Below are 16594 nucleotides of genomic sequence, written 5' to 3'. Positions count from 1 at the left end.
GCAGGATCTGCCAAAGTGCCGTTTGGGGGCATTTATCGGCGTCATGTGGAGAGCATTATCCGGTTTCAGACACCCACCCTCCTCTTTTGAGGGAGGAGAGATCGTGCGCAGTCACCCTCTGCGAAGCCTGCCGGAGGGGGCCGTAAAAGTGGCTGGCGCGGCCAGTGGCGATTGGCTACATTGGGTGCTGGTTCGCGATTTGATCACTGATTTGAAAGGAGAATCCCATGTTTTCATGGCAGTTGGACGACGAGCTTGCGCTGCTCTTCTTGCAGCCCGATATGGCGAGCGAACTGTTTGCCCTCTGCAATGACAACCGGGAGTACCTCTCCCAGTGGCTACCCTGGCCGCCACTGCTCCAGCGCCCCGTCGACAGCGCCCTCTTCATTCGCAGTGCCATCGAGAAGTTCGCCCGGGGTGAGGGGCTCACCACTGCCATCGAGTATCAGGGGGAGGTGGTGGGGGTCATAGGTTACAACAGCATCGATCATGATCTTGGCAAGGTGGTCATCGGTTACTGGCTGGCGGAGCGCTGGCAGGGTAACGGCATCATCACCCGGGCCTGTCAGGCCCTGATCCACCACGCCTTCGAGGAGATGGGGATGGAGAAGGTGGAGATCAGCGCCGCCACCGATAACGAGCCCAGCAGAGCCGTCTGTGAGCGGCTCGGGATGCAGCAGGAGGGGGTGACCCGGCGCGCAGAGCGGTTGGGCAACCGGATTGTGGATCACGCCCACTACAGCTTGCTGCGCGATGAGTGGCTAAGACAGCGGGAGTCCTGATGGCGCTGCCACATATCAAGACGGCCCGCACCCACCTGACCATACTGTCGCCGGATCAGGCCCCCATGATGCTCGACTTCTACCGGCGCAACCGCGCCCATCTCGCCCCCTGGGAGCCGCTGCGGGACGAGCACTTTTACACCCTCTCTTACTGGCATGCCCGGCTGCAGGACAGCTACAGCCAGTTTTTCAACGGCACCGGCGTCAATCTGGTGGCCCTCGATCCGGCTGGCGAGCGGGTGATCGCCACTTGCAACTTCAGCAATATCCTGATGGGGGTCTTCAAGGCGTGTCATCTGGGCTATGCCATCGACCAGCAGCATCAGGGGCAGGGGGTGATGAGAGAGGTGCTGTCAGCCGCCATCGACTACCTGTTTCGGGAGCACGATCTGCATCGCATCATGGCTTGCTACATGCCAGCCAATCAGCGCAGCGGCGCCCTGCTGGAGCGGCTTGGCTTCGAGCGGGAGGGATTCGCGAGGGCGTATCTGATGATCAATGGCCGCTGGGAGGATCACATCCTCACCTCGCTGATTAATCCGGCCCCCTGAGCGACAGATAAAAAAACGGGCCCGAAGTTGCCTTCGGACCCGTCTTCGAATGAGGTGCAGGCTTAGTTGGCCTTGGCATCGCTCACTGCAGCTTCAACCTTGGTAGCGGCTTCGGTAGCAGCTTTTTCTACGGTTGCAGTCGCTTCGGAGGTGGCCTTCTCTACGGTAGAGGTGGCTTCGCTAGCGGCTTTTTCTACAGTGGCAGCAACTTCGGCGGCCGGAGCAGCAGCAGGAGCGGCAGCTTTTTCTTCTTTCTGACCGCAAGCAGTCAACATCAGACCCAGGATACCGGCTACCAGTACTTTGTTCATGTGCATTCCCTCAAATAAATATGGAGAGATGGTCTGTGCAACCATCACAGCGCCCACCGTTGCCCGGTATTGAAACAAGAAGCCGGGAGGCAGCAGGCGGGCGCAATATAGCCCCATTAGTTACCGATGAAAACGGATATCACAATGACATTTTTTCGTGCCGTGGATAAAAAGCTCCACTGCAACGACTGATATCAATACAAGATGCCGTTAAATGGTGCTAATTGCACAATAAAACACCACTTTGTTGCCATCTTGTGGAGGTTTGACAAGGTCAAGGTTGGTCAAGCGCGGCCGATGACCCGCACCTTAGTCAGACAGCTTCTGACAGGGCAGCCGTTTTCCCTCAAGGTGGCTCTGACGGGCCAGATCCAGCAGCGCCATCACCGCCAGCGCTTCACTTGCTGGCACCGGGTTGCTCCCTTCGCCCTTGATGGCGGCGCAGATACCGCGATAGTAGGCGCCATAATCCCCCGCCTCACCCACCACGCTCTGCTGCTGTAACTGACCATCGACAATGCGGCTGAGCTGACTGGGTTCGCTATCCATGCCCCAATCAGCTGCTGGTGGCCGCAAGCCCTGCTTGAGCTGATCTTCCTGCACATCCATACCGAATTTCACGAACGATCCCTGGCTGCCGTGAATGACAAAGCGCGGCATGGTGGCCGAGACCAGACAGCTGCCATGCAGAATAACCCGCAGAGCACCGTAACCCAGCACCACATGGAAGTAGTCGTCCGCCAGTGCGCCGGGGCGTTGCTCGGCCAGATCGGCCTGCAGCCAGTCCGGCTGGCCGAACAGCTGCAGCGCCTGATCCAGTACATGGGGGCCGAGATCGAACCAGAGGCCGGAACCCGGGCCACCTGCTTCGCGCCAGCGCTGGCGCACTTCGGGGCGATAGCGATCGAAATGGGATTCGAACTGGACGATCTGCCCCAGCGTCCCTTCGGCAATCAAACGGCACACGGTAAGGAAATCCCCGTCCCAACGGCGGTTGTGGAAGATACTGAGCAGCCGCTGCTGCTTTTCGGCCAGTTCGACCAGCGCTTGCGCTTCGGCCAGATCCAGTGCAAAGGGCTTGTCGATCACCACATGTTTGCCTGCCAGTAGCGCCTGGCGGGCGAGGGGAGCGTGGGTGTCGTTGGGGGTGGCGATCACCACCAGATCGACGGTCTCATCGCTCAGTACCTCCTCCAGTGAACCGACCCGGCAACCGGGCAGATCGGCCTGCACCTTGGCAGCATCGCTGCTGACTATCCAGCTCAGGGACAAGCCCGGCGTGGTGGAGAGGAAGGGGGCGTGAAAGGTCTTGCCTGCAAAGCCATAGCCCACCAGGGCTGCGTTGAGAGTGTGGCTCATCGGGAGTTCTCCGCTGACATCGAGTGAGTGGGGTTGCCATCGCCGGCTCTCTGCCGGATGGCCATTCGTTGTAAAGGCGATACAAACGAGAAGGGGGCCGATGGCCCCCTGAGTGTGCCCATCAGAGCACAGGATTTATTGCAAACACAAGCGTCGGCCGCGCCGGGTCATCAGCATCACCAGAGGCGGCAGCAGTAGCCACATATGCAGTGCCAGCTGGCTGAGCGGGTCGTGCATCAGGGCGCCGGTCAGACCAACCAGGGCGCCGGAGCCGCTCATCTGGAACAGGCCGAGCAGGGCCGCTGCGGTACCGGCGCAGTGGCCGAATGGTGCCAGCGCCATGCCGGCGGCAGCGCCCAGAATCATGGCAAAGCCGATGCTGGAGAGGAACACCGGCCCCATCATCGCCAGCGGATGCTCGATGTGCATGGCCAAAGTCAGGATGATAGCCGAGAGCATCAACACCAGCAGGCCGATGCGCAGGGTGCGTCTTGGCCCCACCTTGGCGATAAAGCGCGGCGCCATGAAGCAGGCCAGAATGTTGAGCGCGGCGTTGGCGGTAAACCAGTAGCTAAAGCCGCTCATATCCAGCCCCAGTTTTACCATCAGCTGCACCGGTGCGGCGGTGACATAAGCGAGGATCACCGCCATCGCCAGCATGCACAGCGCCGCGTTGAACAAAAAGCTCGGGGAGCGCAGCACCGGGCTGTAGCGAGACCAGCTGATGAGGGCCCCTTCGCTGCGGGTCTCCTCCGGGCGGGTCTCCGGCATCCGCCACAGCAGCCAGCTGCCGACGATGAGCGCATAACCGGCCATAAACCAGAAGTTGGCAGACCAGCCCGCCTTGGCAGTGAGCCAGCCACCGAGCAGGGGCGCCAGCGCCGGAATAAAGCAGATGGCGCCATTGAGGTAGGAGATCATCTGGCCGCTCTTTTTCGGGCCATAGCTGTCACGCACCACCGAGAAGGCGGCGACCGAAGTAGCGCAGGCGCCAAAGCCCTGCAGCACCCGCGCCAGCATCAATTCGCCGAGGCTGGCGGCAAAACCGGCCCCCAGCGCGCTCAGGCCATAGAGCAGCACGCCGCCCAGCGCGATGGGCTTGCGACCGTAGCGATCGGCCAGCGGGCCAACAAGCAGTTGCCCCAGTCCCATGCTGAACAGGAACCAGGTGATGGTGCCCTGCATCAGAGTTACTTCGGCGCCCAGCTGCTCGGCCATCTGCGGAATGGCGGGCAGGTAGATGTCGATAGCCAGCGGACTGAACAGCACCAGTAGTACGAGCAAAAGTATCAATGGCATCTGTCACCTCTTTAGTCAGCCAGGTTAATGAATTGGGGCGCGAGTCTACTGACTCACAGTAATGAATAGAAATGGTATTTAATCACTTTGGTTATTCCATTATGGAAACATGTATTAAAAAGCTGGTTATTCGATGGCGGCAAATCCCCCGTAACCCCATCACAGCGGGTGTAATTGACGCTTTTACTAAACGCTTGCGCCGCATAGAATGCGCAGATTATTTTTGCGGAGGTGCTCGATGAACAAGCTTGTCCTGGCAACAGGTAACCAGAAAAAGGTGAAGGAATTGGCCGCCATGTTGGCCGATATGAAGATCCAGGTGATCCCACAGAGCGAGTTTGCGGTCTCCGATGCCGATGAGACCGGTACCACCTTCGTCGAGAATGCCATCATCAAGGCCCGCCACGCCGCCCGCATTACCGGTCTGCCCGCCGTGGCCGATGATTCCGGTCTGGAAGTCGATCTGCTGCAAGGGCGCCCCGGCGTCTACTCCGCCCGCTTTGCCGGTGTGGGTGCCGGCGACAAGGCCAACATCGAGAAGCTGCTCGGCGAGCTCAAAGGTGCCCCCGAGTATCTGAAGAGCGCCCGCTTCTGGTGTGTGCTGGTCTATATGCGCCACGCCGACGATCCCACCCCCATCATCTGTCAGGCGAGCTGGGAAGGGATGATCATCGACGAGCCGCGCGGTCAACATGGCTTTGGCTATGACCCGGTATTCTTCGTGCCGGATCACGACTGCACCGCCGCCCAGATGCCCGCCGAGCTGAAAAACCAGCTGAGCCATCGCGGTCAGGCGCTGGCCAAGCTCAAAGCGGCGCTGGCTGCGGCGCACTGAGTCACTTCGCCACCTTGTCGGTTACACACGGTCAATTACACATAGTCATCTACAATGGGGGCCTTGAGCCCCCGTTTTATTGGAAGCCCCATGCTGCAACTGCCGCCGCTCTCTCTCTATATTCATGTGCCCTGGTGCGTCCAGAAGTGCCCTTATTGTGACTTCAACTCCCATGCCCAGAAGGGGGAGTTGCCTCACCTCGAATATGTCGCCGCTCTGCTGGAGGATCTGGATCAGGATCTGAAGTGGGCCCAGGGGCGGCCGCTCTCCTCGATCTTTATCGGCGGCGGCACCCCCAGCCTGTTGACGGTGGAGGCGATGCAAACCTTGCTGGACGGGGTGCGGGCCCGTATTCCGCTCGCCGCAGATTGCGAGATCACCATGGAGGCGAACCCGGGCACGGTGGAGGCGGACAAGTTCGCCGGTTTCCAGCGCGCCGGCATCAACCGTATCTCCATCGGGGTGCAGAGCTTCCAGCAGGAGAAGCTGACCCGCCTCGGCCGCATTCACGGCCCGGAAGAGGCGCGCAAGGCCGCCGCACTGGCCCATGCCATCAAGTTGCCTACCTTCAATCTGGATCTGATGCACGGTCTGCCGGATCAGAGTCTGGATGATGCCCTTTATGACCTGCAGCAGGCGATCGACTGCGCCCCGCCGCACCTCTCCTGGTATCAGCTCACCATAGAGCCGAACACAGCATTTGCCTCCAAACCGCCCAAACTGCCGGAAGATGACACCCTGTGGGACATCTACGAGCAGGGCCACGCCATGCTCACCGCCAGCGGTTATCGCCAGTACGAGATCTCGGCTTACGCCAAAGAGGGCTATCAGTGCCATCACAACCTCAACTACTGGCGCTTTGGTGACTATCTGGGGATCGGCTGTGGCGCCCACGGCAAGGTGACCGATCTCGTGAATCAGCAGATCCTGCGCACCGCCAAGGTGAAGCATCCAAAAGGGTATCTGGACAAGAGCCGCCCCTATCTGGACGAGCAGTGGCAGGTGACGGCAGACGATCTGCCGCTCGAATACTTTATGAACCGCTTCCGCCTGTTTGAACCGGCCCCCAAGGCGGAGTTCGAGGCCTATACCGGCTTGCCGCTGGAAAGGGTAGAGACGGTGCTCGCCATCGCCCAACGCAAGGAGCTGATCGAGGATTTGGGGGATAGCTGGCAGCTCACTTCTCTCGGCCATCGCTATCTCAACGTATTGCTCGAACTGTTTATGGATGAGTGAAAACGGGTTCACGATCTGGCTGCGAAGCCGTGATCAAGGTTCATGCGCTGCTCGGAAGCCTCACGTATATCTATACGCTCCGGTTCCTGCGCTGCTCTTCACCTCGCTGACAGCTTCTCGCAACAGGTCGTGAGGCAGTTTTGGCGAACCGTGTTTCGAGATAACAATCAGGGCGCCAATGGCGCCCTGATTGTTTATGGTCGGTAGAAACCCGCTCAGCAGCAGACGCTGATCATCTGCTGTTGGCCGGGCTCCCACCGCTTGCCGAATTTGGCCTTGCGCTGGTAACTCCCCTTGCCCTTCTTGTTGCGCTCGACCCGGCTGCGAAACAGGGGATCGGAGAGCAGGGCATGCAGATGGTTATCCTTTATCTCGCCGCGCTGATGGGCATAGTTGCCCCCTTGCGCATTTTCCTCACGGGGGAGGGCGGGTTGGTCGACCCGGATCTTGGCCATGATGGCTCCTCTTCTTTTCTCTTGGTGTGTTGATGCTTGTGTCTGGATGGCGGTTTTCGCTGCGGGCGCCTGTTCAGGCTAGCGCCCGGCAACCGGATGCACTGGCACCGGTTAAAAACGCGGCGATTTTGTCACCAAATCGCCGCAGGAGCAATGCATCGGGCGCGCCGAGTCAGTCACACTGAGCCAGGCACGCTCAGTCAGGCATACCATGTCAGCCGTGAACCGGGTCATGCTGGTCGTGGCTGTGATGCTCGTGATGGGCCGGGGCACCAGATTCCAGCGTCTCGAGGATGGCGCAGTGCTCCGCCGAGCGCGGCCCGCCGCAGCAGATATTGGAGAGCTCGCGCAGATTGTCGCGAAAGCGGGTCAGTTCGATGATCTTCTGCTCCACCTGGGCCAGCTTGGTGTCAGCTACTGCTTTCACCTCCTGACAGGTGACTTTGGCCTTGTTGGTATCGAGGTCGAGCAGCTCGCCGATATCGGCCAGCGAGAATCCCACCGACTTGGCGCGGATAATAAACTCCAGCCGCCGCTTGTCCTGTTCGCTGTAGAGGCGGTAGCCGGATTCGTTGCGGATCCCCGGTGAGATAAGCCCGTTCTTCTCGTAAAAACGCAGGGTATCTGCCTTGACCCCGCACGCCTTGGCCAGTTCACCGATCCGATACATGCTCTCTCTCCCCTTGAATGTATGCCGCCACAAAAACCGGAATCCACTATCACCCCTTTGCCCATGGATTGCCAGCCAAGGGCATAAAAGGGGCAGATAAACATCTCCTGGCGACCCTTTTTCCCATAAAACACTGAAAGTGCAAACGTTTCGAGAAAATCAAGTGGAAAACGTTTAACGCCGCGCCAAATAAGGCTTTGCTGTTTCAAAAAATCCACCACAGGTCACATTTTTTGTGTAGAATACGCGCCCATAACAGAGCGCCGCACCAAGCGGGCATTTCTTAAAACGCTTTTGCCGGATGTCGGGGCGAGAGTGGTTTGCGAAATCCCCCACTTCCATTTATTTGGGGACTCTCTGTGTTGAGCCTCGCCTCCCATGGAACGGTCCCCGTTATGTTGAGGACGATAGTGTGATGGAACAAGCTCGACCCATTCGCCGTGCACTGCTGAGTGTGTCTGACAAAACTGGCATTCTGGAATTTGCCAAGGCACTCAACGAGCGTGGTGTTGCCCTGCTCTCCACGGGCGGTACCGCCAAGCTGCTTGGCGAGGCGGGTCTGCCGGTGACCGAGGTCTCCGACTACACGGGTTTCCCTGAAATGATGGATGGCCGGGTCAAGACCCTGCATCCCAAGGTTCATGGCGGCATCCTCGGCCGTCGGGATCAGGATGACGCCATCATGGCCCAGCACGCCATCTCCCCCATCGACATGGTTGTCGTCAACCTTTACCCCTTCGCCGCCACCGTGGCCAAAGCGGGCTGCACCCTGGCGGATGCGGTCGAGAACATCGACATCGGCGGCCCGACCATGGTGCGCTCTGCCGCCAAAAACCATAAAGATGTCGCTATTGTCGTCAAAGCTGCCGACTATGATCGGGTTATTCGCGAAATGGATGCCAACGGCAACAGCCTGAAACTGGCGACCCGTTTCGATCTGGCCATCGCCGCCTTCGAGCACACTGCTGCCTACGACGGTATGATCGCCAACTACTTCGGCACCATGGTTCCTTCTTACGGTGACAACAAGGAGGGTGACGAGGAGTCCCGCTTCCCGCGCACCTTCAACAGCCAGTTCATCAAGAAGCAGGACATGCGTTACGGCGAAAACAGCCATCAGGCTGCCGCCTTCTACGCCGAAGAGCATGCCGCTCCGGGTTCTGTCTCCAGCGCTATCCAGCTGCAGGGCAAGGCGCTCTCCTACAACAACATCGCCGATACCGATGCTGCGCTGGAGTGTGTTAAGGAGTTCGACGAGCCGGCCTGCGTCATCGTCAAGCATGCCAACCCCTGCGGTGTGGCCATCGGTAGCGACCTGCTGAGTGCCTACGATCGCGCCTACCAGACCGACCCCACCTCCGCCTTTGGCGGCATCATCGCCTTCAACCGCGAGCTGGATGGCGCCACTGCTGCTGCCATCGTTGCCCGCCAGTTTGTCGAAGTGATCATCGCCCCGACCGTCAGCCAGGAGGCCCGCGATGCGGTCGCCGCCAAGCAGAACGTGCGTCTGCTCGAATGCGGTCAGTGGACGGCACCGGCGCAAGGCTTTGACCTCAAGCGCGTCAACGGCGGCCTGCTGGTACAGGAGCGGGATCTCGGCATGGTGACTTTGGGCGACCTGACAGTGGTCAGCAAGCGTCAGCCGACCGAGGCTGAGCTGCAGGATCTGCTGTTCTGTTGGAAAGTGGCCAAGTTCGTCAAATCCAACGCCATCGTCTACGCCAAAGATGGCCAGACCATCGGCGTCGGCGCAGGCCAGATGAGCCGTGTTTATTCGGCCAAAATCGCCGGCATCAAGGCGGCGGACGAAGGGCTGACCGTGGCGGGCTCCGTGATGGCTTCCGATGCCTTCTTCCCGTTCCGCGACGGTATCGATGCTGCCGCGCAGGCCGGTATCTCTTGCGTGATCCAGCCGGGTGGCTCGATGCGCGATCAGGAGGTGATCGATGCCGCCGACGAACACGGTATGTGCATGGTGTTCACCAACATGCGCCATTTCCGTCATTGATGGGTCAGGGGCTGCCGATGGCGGCCCTTTTGTTGTCTCTTTTCAACTGACTATTTCCACTGACTGACGGCCCTGGTGGCCGTCCGGTGACCACAAATAGAAGCGAGCGATACGATGAAAGTACTGATCATTGGCAACGGTGGCCGCGAACACGCTCTGGCCTGGAAGGCCAAACACTCCCCACTGGTACGTCACGTTTTTGTGGCGCCGGGCAATGCGGGCACCCAGCTTGAGCCGGGTGTCGAGAACGTTGCCATCGAGGCGACCGATATCGAAGGGCTGCTGGCCTTTGCCAAAGAGAAGCAGGTCGGCCTCACCATCGTCGGGCCGGAAGCGCCGCTGGTGAAAGGGGTGGTGGATGCCTTCCGCGCCGCCGGTCAGCCGATCTTTGGCCCGACGGCTGCCGCAGCCCAGCTGGAAGGCTCCAAGGCTTTCACCAAGGATTTCCTGGCCCGTCACGCCATCCCGACTGCCGAGTACCAGAACTTCACCGAAGTGGAGCCTGCACTCGCTTATCTGCGCGAGAAGGGCGCCCCCATCGTCATCAAGGCCGATGGTCTGGCGGCGGGCAAGGGGGTGATTGTCGCCATGACCTTGCAGGAAGCGGAAGACGCGGTGCGCGACATGCTCTCCGGCAACGCCTTTGGCGAAGCGGGCTCCCGGGTGGTGATTGAGGAGTTTCTGGAGGGTGAAGAGGCGAGCTTCATCGTCATGGTCGATGGCGAGCACGTGCTGCCGATGGCCACCAGTCAGGATCACAAGCGAGTTGGCGACGGTGATACCGGCCTCAACACCGGCGGTATGGGGGCTTACTCCCCGGCGCCTGTAGTGACCGCCGAGGTACATCGACGCGTGATGGAGCAGGTGATCATGCCGACTGTGCGCGGCATGGCGGCCGAAGGCAACGTCTACACCGGTTTCCTCTACGCCGGTCTGATGATCGACGGTGCAGGCAATCCCAAGGTGATCGAGTTCAACTGCCGTTTCGGCGATCCCGAGACCCAGCCCATCATGCTGCGGATGCAATCCGATCTGGTGGAGCTCTGCCTGGCCGCTTGCGCAGGCAAGCTGGATCAGAAAGAGGCCATCTATGATCCCCGCGCCGCCATCGGCGTGGTGTTGGCGGCGGGAGGCTATCCCGGCGATTACAGCACCAACCACCCCATCAGCGGCTTGCCGGTGGATGAAGTGGCGGGTGAGAAGGTGTTCCATGCCGGTACCCGTCTGGAGGGCGATACCAGCCTGACCGCTGGCGGCCGCGTGTTGTGCGCCACCGCCCTCGGCCACACTGTGGCAGAAGCCCAGCAGCGTGCCTATCAGCTCGCTGGCCGCATCAAGTGGGATGGCGTCTTCTACCGCAAGGATATCGGCTGGCGCGCCATTGCTCGCGAACAGGAGTAACTGACGCAAGCCATTGGCCAGCTGATTCAGACCCCGCTACGGCGGGGTTTTTTGTCCCTGTTTACCGCTTTCAACCATCCTCATGCTGCGCGTCACCTGCGTTCAATCAGTTACCAAGCGCAAACAAGCGCGGCATATCTGTCACTATTTGCCACAAAAAACAGCATTTTTCACAAACGTTTCACCATGAGTCATGGCATCATGCTGGTGATGAATTCTTGTTTGGATTCATAAGTACCCCTAACAATTCGAGCATGTCGTTATATAAGGAAATCCCATGTTGAAAACCGTCCGCCCCCTGCTGCTGCCCCTGATGTTTGGCCTGATGACCCTGCCTGCCGTGGCGGGTGATCTGGAACAGCCGATGAAGAAGATTGGCTTCAACTACAAGCAGGCCGTCAAGGCTGATGATGCAGCCACCATGGAGAAGCACATCAACGAGATGAAGGCCCAGCTGGATGTGGCCAAGCAGAAGAACATGCCGGCTGCCAAGAAAGAGAAATTCCTTGAAGGGATGAACGAGGTACAGACCGAGCTGGACGCCAGCCTGGCCGCACTCAAGGCGGGTGATGAGGCCAAGGCGCGCGAACATCTGGCCAAGGTCAACGACCTGAAGAAGGAGTACCACAAATATGCCAAGCAAAAAGGGTGAGCCCTTTCGCTGGGATCCGCTGGTTCGCCTGACCCATTGGGGCTTGGCGGCGGTCTGCATCGGCAATCTCTGGGTTAACGAAGCGGGCGAGGAGTGGCACGAGTGGCTGGGTTACGGCGCCATTGGGCTGGTCTCCTTGCGTCTGCTCTGGGGGCTCACTTTTGCCCGTGGCTACGCCCGCCTTGGTGCCCTCATCCCCAGCGGTGAGGATTTTCGCCAGCAAGCGCGCGAGATGCGTGAGCGGCAGCCTCCGGCTCCGGGTCATCACGGTAGCGGCAAGCTGGCCGTGTGGGCGCTCTGGCTGGTTGTGCTGGCCACTGCTGGCAGCGGCTGGTTTCAAAATACCGAGACGGGATTTGAACTGGGGGCTGACGAGTGGCATGAGTGGTGCGTGGTGGCGCTGCAGGGACTGATTGGTCTGCATCTGCTGGCCATCGTCTTCACCTCCTGGCGCCAGCGCAGCAATCTGGTTACTCGGATGCTGCCTGCCATCGGGCGTCGCTCATCCATCCAGAGCGGCAGCAACGAGCAAACCTGAGGCTCAGCATTAGGCTCCTTGTCTCTGAGTGAGGCGCCTGATCCGGACCCTGCCCAGACCCGCCCATGGCGGGGCTTTTCTATGACCTCATCGAGCTTATCACGGGACATTGCTCGATCCGCAGATGCAAAAAGGCCGCTCATTATGAGCGGCCTTTTTCAATTTGGTGGCCCTAGTACCACTGAATTGAGTACCACAACGCTTGTGGTACTAATGATGGTACTAAATTAACTGGTTTCTGACGACGCCATCGGACTATTACGGACAACAAAAAACCCGCAAAGCCTTACGCTATGCGGGTTTCTGTATTTTCTCGTTCCTGCTCGGAACTTAATTTGGTGGCCCCTGGGGGACTTGAACCCACGACCAATCGATTATGAGTCGACTGCTCTGACCAACTGAGCTAAGGGGCCAAATTGTGCGTTTAGCGGCGTGGATTATAGGGGAAGAGGAAAGGGCAGTCTATAGGCATATCAACCACTTGGCGACTAATTGTCCAGGTCGATAGAGGGTGCAAAGCGGGTCGCAAGGGTAAATGCCAGACAAAACAAAGCCCCGCATGGCAGGGCTTTGGCAGAGCAGTTTGACACAGGGTCAGGACTATTCGTCCAGGAAGCTGCGCAGCACTTCCGAGCGGCTCGGGTGGCGCAGTTTGCGCAGTGCCTTGGCTTCGATCTGACGAATACGCTCACGGGTAACATCGAACTGCTTGCCCACTTCCTCTAGGGTGTGGTCAGTGTTCATGTCGATACCGAAACGCATCCGCAGCACCTTGGCTTCGCGGGCCGTCAGGCCAGCCAGTACTTCGCGGGTGGCGTTGCGCAGGCTTTCGCTGGTCGCCGCATCTGCTGGCAGAGCCAGGGTGGTATCTTCGATAAAGTCGCCCAAGTGGGAATCTTCATCATCACCGATGGGCGTCTCCATAGAGATAGGCTCTTTGGCGATCTTCAGTACCTTGCGGATCTTGTCCTCCGGCATGCCCATGCGCATGGCCAGCTCTTCCGGGTTCGGCTCGCGACCCATCTCCTGCAGCATCTGACGGGAGATACGGTTGAGCTTGTTGATGGTCTCGATCATGTGTACCGGGATACGGATGGTACGGGCCTGATCCGCGATGGAGCGGGTAATGGCCTGACGGATCCACCAGGTAGCGTAGGTCGAGAACTTGTAGCCACGACGGTATTCAAACTTGTCTACCGCCTTCATCAAACCGATGTTGCCCTCCTGGATCAGATCCAAGAACTGCAGACCGCGGTTGGTGTACTTCTTGGCGATAGAGATAACCAGGCGCAAGTTGGCCTCAACCATCTCTTTCTTCGCACGGCGGGCTTTGGCCTCACCGATGCTCATACGACGGTTGATATCCTTGATCTGGGCAATCGACAGACCGGTCTCTTCTTCAATCTGCTGCAGCTTGCCGATGGCGCGCTGAATATCCTCGTCCATTTCAACCAGACGGGGAGACCAGGCTTTGCCAGCCTGCTTCTGGTATTCAAACCAGGCAGTTTCACACTCGTTGTTGGTGAAGGCCGCGACGAAGGTTTTCTTCGGCATCTTGGCCTGCTCAACGCAGAGCTTCATGATGATGCGTTCCTGCACGCGGACGCGCTCCATCATTTCACGCATGTTGTTGACCAGGCGATCGAACTGCTTGGGCATCAGGCGGAATTGACGGAATACATCGGCCAGCTGGGCGATGGCAGCCTGGGTATCTTCGTGCGCGCGACCATTCTTCTGAATGGAGAGACGGGTCACTTCATACTGGGCACGCAGTTCGCCGAACTTCTCGCGAGCGACTTCCGGATCCGGACCACCGTCACCGTCGTCGTCAGAGCTGTCGCCATCTTCGTCTTCGTCTTCTTCGTCCTCTTCATCTTCGTCGGCCAGATCGTCTTCGCCGAGCTCGGAACCGATATGCGTGGCGGTAGGCGCCATGTCTTCAGTTTCGTTCGGGTCAATAAAGCCAGAGATGATGTCAGAGAGACGCAGCTGCTCGGCTTCGTACTTGTCGTACTGTTCGAGCAGGTAAGTAATTGCTTCAGGGTACTCGGCTACGGAGCTTTGTACCTGGTTGATACCGTCTTCGATCCGCTTGGCGATGTCGATTTCGCCTTCACGGGTCAGCAGTTCGACGGTACCCATTTCCCGCATGTACATGCGGACGGGATCGGTCGTACGACCAATCTCAGATTCAACAGATGCCAGAGCCTGGGCCGCTGCTTCGGCAGCGTCCTCATCGGCGGTACCACCTTCAGCCATGATAAGGTCATCGGCATCCGGAGCGTTTTCAACCACTTGAATGCCCATATCGTTGATCATCTGAATGATGTCTTCGATCTGGTCTGAATCGACAATGTCTTGCGGGAGGTGATCGTTCACCTCGGCATAGGTCAGGTAGCCCTGTTCTTTACCTTTGGCAACGAGGAGTTTAAGCTGAGACTGCGGGGTTTGCTCCATAGAACTCATCCGGTTGGTGTTGCTAGGTTGCGCGTACAGTGCGCTGCTGCGCAAATAGCCAATTCTAATAGAAAACCGCCAGACATGCTATGTCTGGTTGCGGCGTCGGTCATGAGAAACCCCTGCCCGCAGTATTGTCGGGGCCAGGCGGTTATAAAAATTTTGCTTTTCATCCCGTCGATTCGGGCAACGCTATCCATATTGGGACTAATCACTCAAATATCAAGCCCCACTCTCATTTCTTTTCTCAATTTGCACCTCTCTTATCAGCATCATCAGCTCTTGGGTTTCTTCGGAGCTTAGTCCTTCCTGAGCCACTTTGGCCTGCAATTCTTCGATCCGCTGCTTCAGAAACTGGTTGATGAAGCCGACGAAGGTGTCCTGCAATTCTCCCAGAATATCCGGCTCCTGATCGAGTTTGATCTCCTCGAACAGGTCGTGCATGGCCAGCTGAGCAAGGATCTCTCCTTCCTTGGTACCACGCCAGTGTTCCAGCAGGATACCGGTTGTGATACCAGGCTGTGCCTGGATTTGCTGGTGCAGTTGCAGCAGGAACTTGATGCCCTGTACGCGTAGTCCGGCCAATTCCGGCATGGGGGGAAGCTCAGCCGTTACTGCCGGATATTGCACCATCAGTGCCAGTGCACGCCGCAGTGGTGTCAGCTTGGCTGCCTTGGGTTTGTTGACCTCGGCCTTGGGCTGACTGTTGCGAGCAAAGAGCTCGGCGATGCGCTGTTTGTTCTCGCCCCAACGCATCATGCTGGAGAGACGAGTGATCAGCCCTTCGCGGGTAAACCCTTCCGGAACGCGACGAATAAGCTCGGCGGCCTTGTTGGCCACTTCGAACTTGCCTGCCTCACCCGAAAGTGCGGCATCCCGGCCGAGACGCTCGAACATGAAGTCGGCGAACGGTTGGGCTTCATCGAGCAGGGCTTCAAAACCCTCCTTGCCGATCTGGCGTACCAGCGAGTCGGGATCCTCGCCATCGGGCAGGAACACGAACTTCAGCTCGCGGCCATCCTGCAGATGAGGGAGGGCATTATCCAGCGCGCGCCAGGCGGCTTCACGACCGGCGTTGTCACCGTCGTAGCAGCAGACTACCTCGGCGGTGGTGCGAAACAGGGTGTGGATATGGTCGCTGGTCGTTGCAGTACCCAGCGCCGCCACCGCATAGTCGATGTCGTACTGACCGAGTGCCACCACATCCATATAGCCTTCCACCACCAGGATCCGGCGTGGATCCTTGTGTGCCTGCTTTACTTCGTAGAGACCGAACAGCTCCCGCCCTTTATGGAAGATGGGGGTCTCCGGCGAGTTCAGGTATTTGGGGGTGCCATCACCCAGCACCCGGCCGCCGAAACCGATGACCCGGCCACGCTTGTCACGGATCGGGAACATGATGCGATCGCGGAAACGATCATAACTCCCCGGGCCATTGTCACGGGTGATCAGCATGCCGCCCGAGATAAGCAACTGCTCGTGATCCCGGCTGGCGCCGAAGCGGCGGCGTACCTGATCCCAGTCACTTGGGGCATAACCGATGTTGAAGCGCTTGACCACTTCGCCAGTCAGACCGCGGCCTTTGAGGTACTCCACCGCATGGGGAGCGCTCTTGAGATTGCTCTCGTAGAAGCGGGCGATCTGGTTCATCAGCTCGAACAGATCCTTGCTGACGGCGGCCTGGCTATTGGCCGAGCCGCCGATGCTCTGCTCGCGAGGTACCTGCATGCCTTGCATGCTGGCGAGCTCTTCGATGGCATCGGGAAATTCGAGACCGTCGTACTCCATGACAAAGCCGATGGCATTGCCGTGGGCGCCACAACCGAAACAGTGGTAGAACTGCTTCTCCTGGCTGACCGTAAAAGAGGGGCTTTTTTCGTTATGAAAAGGGCAGCAAGCCTGGTAATTCTTACCGGCTTTTTTCAGCCGCACTCGCGAGTCGATCAGCTCGACTATGTCTGTGCGTACGAGCAGATCGTCGATAAAGGATTGGGGGATCCTGCCTGCCATAACCGTCCTGTTTCATTGCGGAGAAAATAA

General features: G+C 58.8%; 15 protein-coding genes and 1 tRNA gene. 8 read left to right on the top strand and 8 right to left on the bottom strand.

Translation table 11 applies throughout. From position 1 onward, the window contains the following. Positions 1–227 precede the first annotated feature (227 nt). Positions 228–782 (top strand): GNAT family N-acetyltransferase, encoded by a 555-nt coding sequence (locus G5533_RS16825; RefSeq protein WP_421252068.1) that lies wholly within the window; start codon positions 228–230, stop codon positions 780–782. Then, complete coding sequence (rimJ, locus tag G5533_RS16820; RefSeq protein WP_139436559.1) at positions 782–1333, top strand: ribosomal protein S5-alanine N-acetyltransferase; 552 nt, start codon at positions 782–784, stop codon at positions 1331–1333. Before G5533_RS16825 ends, rimJ begins: the two co-directional genes overlap by 1 nt. A gap of 62 nt (positions 1334–1395) precedes the next feature. Here the strand turns inward: rimJ and G5533_RS16815 are convergent, their stop codons facing one another. From G5533_RS16815 to G5533_RS16805, 3 genes are all read right to left on the bottom strand, one after another. Further along, complete coding sequence (locus tag G5533_RS16815) at positions 1396–1644, bottom strand: hypothetical protein (protein WP_005340533.1); 249 nt, start codon at positions 1642–1644, stop codon at positions 1396–1398. 309 nt (positions 1645–1953) lie between these two features. Continuing rightward, positions 1954–3003 (bottom strand): oxidoreductase, encoded by a 1050-nt coding sequence (locus G5533_RS16810; RefSeq protein WP_441255108.1) that lies wholly within the window; start codon positions 3001–3003, stop codon positions 1954–1956. Positions 3004–3138: 135 nt separating this feature from the next. Beyond that, the gene (locus G5533_RS16805) at positions 3139–4302 is read right to left on the bottom strand and encodes a multidrug effflux MFS transporter (protein WP_421310150.1); all 1164 of its coding nucleotides are present in this window, start codon (positions 4300–4302) and stop codon (positions 3139–3141) included. A gap of 238 nt (positions 4303–4540) precedes the next feature. Between G5533_RS16805 and rdgB the strand changes: the two genes are divergently transcribed. Next, on the top strand, positions 4541–5137 hold the full coding sequence (gene rdgB, locus G5533_RS16800; RefSeq protein ID WP_076495765.1) for an RdgB/HAM1 family non-canonical purine NTP pyrophosphatase: 597 nt from the start codon (positions 4541–4543) through the stop codon (positions 5135–5137). A gap of 90 nt (positions 5138–5227) precedes the next feature. After that, a complete protein-coding gene (gene hemW, locus G5533_RS16795; protein WP_441255105.1) occupies positions 5228–6373 on the top strand; it encodes a radical SAM family heme chaperone HemW in 1146 nt (381 codons plus the stop codon). Positions 6374–6588: 215 nt separating this feature from the next. Here hemW and G5533_RS16790 read toward each other — a convergent pair whose 3' ends face one another. After that, positions 6589–6828: an alternative ribosome-rescue factor A gene (locus G5533_RS16790; protein ID WP_042084458.1), complete on the bottom strand. Its 240-nt coding sequence runs from the start codon at positions 6826–6828 to the stop codon at positions 6589–6591. A gap of 214 nt (positions 6829–7042) precedes the next feature. Next, a complete protein-coding gene (gene zntR, locus G5533_RS16785; protein WP_005341244.1) occupies positions 7043–7498 on the bottom strand; it encodes a Zn(2+)-responsive transcriptional regulator in 456 nt (151 codons plus the stop codon). A 415-nt stretch (positions 7499–7913) separates the two neighbouring features. On the opposite strand from zntR, the gene purH reads away from it, so the two are divergent. From purH to G5533_RS16765, 4 genes are all read left to right on the top strand, one after another. Beyond that, positions 7914–9506: a bifunctional phosphoribosylaminoimidazolecarboxamide formyltransferase/IMP cyclohydrolase gene (gene purH / locus G5533_RS16780; protein ID WP_040067541.1), complete on the top strand. Its 1593-nt coding sequence runs from the start codon at positions 7914–7916 to the stop codon at positions 9504–9506. A 114-nt stretch (positions 9507–9620) separates the two neighbouring features. Next, entirely contained in the window at positions 9621–10907 is a 1287-nt protein-coding gene (gene purD, locus G5533_RS16775; protein ID WP_005341242.1) for a phosphoribosylamine--glycine ligase, read from the top strand. A 277-nt stretch (positions 10908–11184) separates the two neighbouring features. Then, complete coding sequence (locus tag G5533_RS16770; protein ID WP_005349056.1) at positions 11185–11559, top strand: cytochrome b562; 375 nt, start codon at positions 11185–11187, stop codon at positions 11557–11559. Beyond that, positions 11540–12097, top strand: a complete 558-nt coding sequence (locus G5533_RS16765) for a cytochrome b/b6 domain-containing protein (RefSeq protein WP_043825875.1) — start codon at positions 11540–11542, stop codon at positions 12095–12097. The genes G5533_RS16770 and G5533_RS16765 overlap by 20 nt, the downstream gene beginning before the upstream one ends. A gap of 336 nt (positions 12098–12433) precedes the next feature. On the opposite strand, the gene G5533_RS16760 is transcribed toward G5533_RS16765, so the two are convergent. The 3 genes from G5533_RS16760 to dnaG all read right to left on the bottom strand — a co-directional run bounded on the left by G5533_RS16760 (position 12434) and on the right by dnaG (position 16564). Then, a tRNA-Ile gene (locus tag G5533_RS16760) sits at positions 12434–12510 on the bottom strand. A 187-nt stretch (positions 12511–12697) separates the two neighbouring features. Continuing rightward, on the bottom strand, positions 12698–14593 hold the full coding sequence (gene rpoD / locus G5533_RS16755; protein ID WP_263718854.1) for an RNA polymerase sigma factor RpoD: 1896 nt from the start codon (positions 14591–14593) through the stop codon (positions 12698–12700). 183 nt (positions 14594–14776) lie between these two features. Continuing rightward, positions 14777–16564, bottom strand: coding sequence for a DNA primase (gene dnaG / locus G5533_RS16750; protein ID WP_421255622.1), 1788 nt, complete (start codon positions 16562–16564; stop codon positions 14777–14779). Positions 16565–16594: the final 30 nt, after the last annotated feature.

Origin of the sequence: Aeromonas sp. A600620 (genome assembly GCF_029479985.1) — a bacterium.
Lineage (GTDB): Bacteria > Pseudomonadota > Gammaproteobacteria > Enterobacterales > Aeromonadaceae > Aeromonas > Aeromonas veronii_A.
Note: the sequence above shows the minus strand (reverse complement) of the source record. Positions and strands in the feature narration are given on the sequence as shown.

Coding starts and splice junctions, on each gene's coding strand:
- zntR (WP_005341244.1), bottom strand. CDS start 7,498: ATGTATCGGATCGGTGAACTGGCCAAGGCGTGCGGGGTCAAGGCAGAT.
- G5533_RS16770 (WP_005349056.1), top strand. CDS start 11,185: ATGTTGAAAACCGTCCGCCCCCTGCTGCTGCCCCTGATGTTTGGCCTG.
- G5533_RS16790 (WP_042084458.1), bottom strand. CDS start 6,828: ATGGCCAAGATCCGGGTCGACCAACCCGCCCTCCCCCGTGAGGAAAAT.
- rdgB (WP_076495765.1), top strand. CDS start 4,541: ATGAACAAGCTTGTCCTGGCAACAGGTAACCAGAAAAAGGTGAAGGAA.
- G5533_RS16765 (WP_043825875.1), top strand. CDS start 11,540: ATGCCAAGCAAAAAGGGTGAGCCCTTTCGCTGGGATCCGCTGGTTCGC.
- rimJ (WP_139436559.1), top strand. CDS start 782: ATGGCGCTGCCACATATCAAGACGGCCCGCACCCACCTGACCATACTG.
- dnaG (WP_421255622.1), bottom strand. CDS start 16,564: ATGGCAGGCAGGATCCCCCAATCCTTTATCGACGATCTGCTCGTACGC.
- G5533_RS16810 (WP_441255108.1), bottom strand. CDS start 3,003: ATGAGCCACACTCTCAACGCAGCCCTGGTGGGCTATGGCTTTGCAGGC.
- hemW (WP_441255105.1), top strand. CDS start 5,228: ATGCTGCAACTGCCGCCGCTCTCTCTCTATATTCATGTGCCCTGGTGC.
- G5533_RS16825 (WP_421252068.1), top strand. CDS start 228: ATGTTTTCATGGCAGTTGGACGACGAGCTTGCGCTGCTCTTCTTGCAG.
- G5533_RS16815 (WP_005340533.1), bottom strand. CDS start 1,644: ATGAACAAAGTACTGGTAGCCGGTATCCTGGGTCTGATGTTGACTGCT.
- purH (WP_040067541.1), top strand. CDS start 7,914: ATGGAACAAGCTCGACCCATTCGCCGTGCACTGCTGAGTGTGTCTGAC.
- purD (WP_005341242.1), top strand. CDS start 9,621: ATGAAAGTACTGATCATTGGCAACGGTGGCCGCGAACACGCTCTGGCC.
- G5533_RS16805 (WP_421310150.1), bottom strand. CDS start 4,302: ATGCCATTGATACTTTTGCTCGTACTACTGGTGCTGTTCAGTCCGCTG.